The sequence below is a fragment of the Nocardia neocaledoniensis genome, from assembly GCF_029868625.1.
Classification (GTDB): Bacteria; Actinomycetota; Actinomycetes; order Mycobacteriales; family Mycobacteriaceae; genus Nocardia; species Nocardia neocaledoniensis_A.
Map to the genome: position 1 here is coordinate 1 of NZ_JARWOJ010000275.1, position 3,129 is coordinate 3,129.

General features: G+C 71.1%; 3 protein-coding genes and 2 pseudogenes. 4 read left to right on the forward strand and 1 reads right to left on the reverse strand.

Going from position 1 to position 3,129, the window contains the following annotated elements:
• Positions 1-275 precede the first annotated feature (275 nt).
• The 4 genes and pseudogenes from QH270_RS20975 to QH270_RS20990 form a co-directional block, all read left to right on the forward strand.
• The gene (locus tag QH270_RS20975) at positions 276-1,196 is read left to right on the forward strand and encodes a sigma-70 family RNA polymerase sigma factor (RefSeq protein WP_280345143.1); all 921 of its coding nucleotides are present in this window, start codon (positions 276-278) and stop codon (positions 1,194-1,196) included.
• Between the two features lie 39 nt (positions 1,197-1,235).
• The gene (locus QH270_RS20980) at positions 1,236-2,111 is read left to right on the forward strand and encodes an oxidoreductase (RefSeq protein WP_280345145.1); all 876 of its coding nucleotides are present in this window, start codon (positions 1,236-1,238) and stop codon (positions 2,109-2,111) included.
• A gap of 51 nt (positions 2,112-2,162) precedes the next feature.
• Positions 2,163-2,594 carry a transcriptional regulator gene (locus tag QH270_RS20985; RefSeq protein ID WP_432420395.1) on the forward strand — a complete coding sequence of 144 codons (432 nt, stop codon included), beginning with the start codon at positions 2,163-2,165 and terminating at the stop codon, positions 2,592-2,594.
• A pseudogene (locus tag QH270_RS20990) lies at positions 2,591-2,902 on the forward strand (DUF3817 domain-containing protein); the annotation flags it as partial. The gene QH270_RS20985 and the pseudogene QH270_RS20990, both read left to right, overlap by 4 nt.
• Positions 2,903-2,988: 86 nt before the next feature.
• On the opposite strand, the pseudogene QH270_RS20995 reads toward QH270_RS20990, so the two are convergent.
• Positions 2,989-3,129 (reverse strand): annotated as a pseudogene (locus QH270_RS20995) (dihydrofolate reductase family protein); the annotation flags it as partial.

Sequence of the window (3,129 nt, forward strand, 5' to 3'; positions counted from 1 at the left end):
CCGTTGGCGTTGGTGAGCGCGATCTGCTCGATCCGGCCGTCGCACACCCTAACCGAGACCGGGGCCCGGGGGGCCACCCCGGGCGCGGGCCCCGCCGCGGGGGGTGGGCCCCCCCCCCCCCCCGCCCCCGCGGGCGGCTACCCGTTGCGCGGTCCCGCCGCGTCCTACGGGGGCATACCCTCGTCGGATCCCGGGCTGTTGCCGCTGGGGGGGGGGGGGTTGCCGGCCCCCCCCCCCTCCCCTCCCCCGATTACCGCAGCCGCCTGGGAGTTCTCTTGACTGTCACCACCGACCCCGTCCGCGACTACCTGACCGCCATCGCCCGCACTCCCCTGCTCACCCCCGTCGAGGAGCACGCCCTCGCCGAGCGCGTCGCCGCGGGAATCGCGGCCCGCGCCGAACTGGACGAGCACGCCGCCGCCGGTGTCGAACCGAGCGCGGCACGGCGAGAGCTGCTGCGCCGCAGTGAGATCGACGGACTGCGCGCCAAGGACCACATGGTGCGCGCGAATCTGCGGCTGGTCGTCTCGATCGCCCGCCGGTTCCCGACGAACACGGGGATGTCGCTGCTGGATCTGATCCAGGAGGGCACGCTGGGCCTGATGCGCGCGGTGGAGAAGTTCGACCACCGGCGCGGGCTCAAGCTCTCGACCTACGCCACCTACTGGATCCGGCAGTCGATCGGCCGCGCGCTGACCGATCAGGGGCGCACGATCCGGCTGCCCTCGAACGTGGCCGACGTGCTGCACCGGGTGGTCCGCGTCCGCCGCGAGCTCACCCACCGGCTGGGCCGCTCGGTCACCGTCGAGGAACTGGCCGAGGCCGCCGAGCTCACGGTCGCGCAGGTCGAGGCGATGTTGCGGTACGAGGCCGAGCCGGTGTCGCTGCACGCGCCCGTCGGCGAGGACACCGAGCTGGGCGCCCTGCTGCCCGACGCCGCGCCCGCGCCCGCCGAGGTGGTCGCCCGGCGGATGATCCCCGGCCATCTCGCCGCCGCGCTGGCCGGGCTCACCGAGCGCGAGTCCGCGGTGATCCGCCTGCGCTACGGCCTGGATCGCGGCGAGGGCCGCACGCTGGAGGAGGTGGGATCCGAACTCGGCGTCTCGCGCGAGCGGGCCCGCCAGATCGAGGCGAAGGCGATGACCAAACTCCGCAGGCCCGGGTGCGCCCGTACGCTGGCGGGGCTGCTCGACTGACCCTATGCGCGGATCTTACTGAAGAGTAAGATCCGGGCCATGGCATGGAAACCAACTGACATCGCGGACCAGACCGGGCGCACGTTCGTGATCACCGGGGCCAACGGCGGCCTCGGTGCCGAAACCACCAGGGTGCTGGCAGGCAAGGGCGCCACCGTGATCATGGCCTGCCGCAACGCGGCCAAGGCCCAGCCGATCGCCGACGCCATCCCCGGCGACGTCCGCGTGGCCGCCCTCGACCTGGCCGATCTGGCTTCCGTGCGCGCGTTCGCCGAGCAGCAGGGCGAGTTCGACGTGCTGGTCAACAACGCGGGCCTGATGAACATCCCGTTCTCGCGCACCGCCGACGGGTTCGAGACCCAGTTCGGCGTCAACCACCTCGGCCACTTCGCCCTCACCGGGCTGCTGCTGGACAAGATCACCGATCGGGTGGTCACCCTGGCCAGCATCGCCCACAAGCAGACGCCCAAGCTGTGGATCGACGACCTCAATTACGAGAACCGCCGCTACCAGCGCAATCTCGCCTACGCCCAGGCCAAGCTGGCCAATCTCATGTTCGGCCGCGAACTCCAGCGCAGGCTCACCGAGGCCGGCGCGACGACGAAGTCCTACGCCGTGCACCCCGGCGTCTCGGCGACCGACCTGTTCGCCCGCACCGAGACCCCGCTCGACCGGATCAGCAAGCCGTTCATCAAGCTCATCGGCCATCCGCCGGCCAAGGCGGCACACTCCACCCTGTTCGCCGCCACCGAACCCGACGCCGACCCGACCGTCTACTGGGGTCCCAACCGGTGGATGCAGTCACAGGGCCCGGTCGAGCCGTGCCCGTCGAGCGCCATCTCGCGCGATCCGGAACTGCTGCGCAGGCTGTGGACCGAATCCGAGCGGATGACGGGGATCACCTACAAGTTCTGACCCCGCGACCTGCTCCTACGTCGCCTGTAGTAGGCGGGTACCGTGGAGCGCGTGTCCGCTTCACCCGAACGCCCCGCGCACAACAAGCCGGCCCTGATCGCGCTGGTCGTTGTCGTCGCCGCGGGCTGCCTCGCGCTGGCCTGGTGGCAGTGGGAACGGTTCGAATCGGCGTCGGGTACCGGACAGAATCTCGGCTACGCGCTGCAGTGGCCGCTGTTCGCCGCGTTCGCGGTGTTCGCCTACGTCCGGTTCGTGCGGCTCGAACGCGAGGCCGAGGAACCGGCGACGGCCGCGACCGCGGCGCGTCAGGAGGCGCCGCGCGAGATCCCCGCCGGGATCCTGCCCGAACGCCCGAAGGCCGCGCCCACCGACGACCCGGAGACGGTCGCCTACAACGAATACCTGGCGAGTCTGCACGCCAACGACATCGACGCGGGGGTCCGCTCGGCCGACCCGCGCGCCACGGAGAGGAACGCCGGGTGACCACCGACAAAGACACCACCGCACCGTCGCTCGATCAGACGCCGGCGGCAGGCACCGCCAAGATCCGCCCGGCGCTGCAGCGCTACCGGGTGCTGGCGTGGGTCACCGGCCTGTGGCTGCTGCTGCTCACCATCGAGATGATCGCCAAGTACGGCTTCGGCGTCGACACCCCGAGCTGGATCGCGGTCGTGCACGGCTGGGTGTACTTCGCCTACCTGCTCGTCACCGCCGACCTCGCGGTCAAGGTGCGCTGGCCCATCGGCCGCACCGTCGGCACCCTGATCGCGGGCACCATCCCGCTGCTGTCGACGGTGCCGCTGCAGATCTTCGCCGCCGAGGTGGCGCAGGCCCGCGGCTACGACGTCGACAAGCCGCGCAACCTGGCCAAGTCGGTCACCGTCGAGTTCTGCCACCCCGGATCGGTCATCGTGGCCGACACGACGTACTTGTGCTGCCGGTTCAACGACTCGGTGATCCCGGTCCGGTCGTCGACCTGCTCGGGCCAGTACCCACGAAAGTCCTCGAAGGTCTGCCT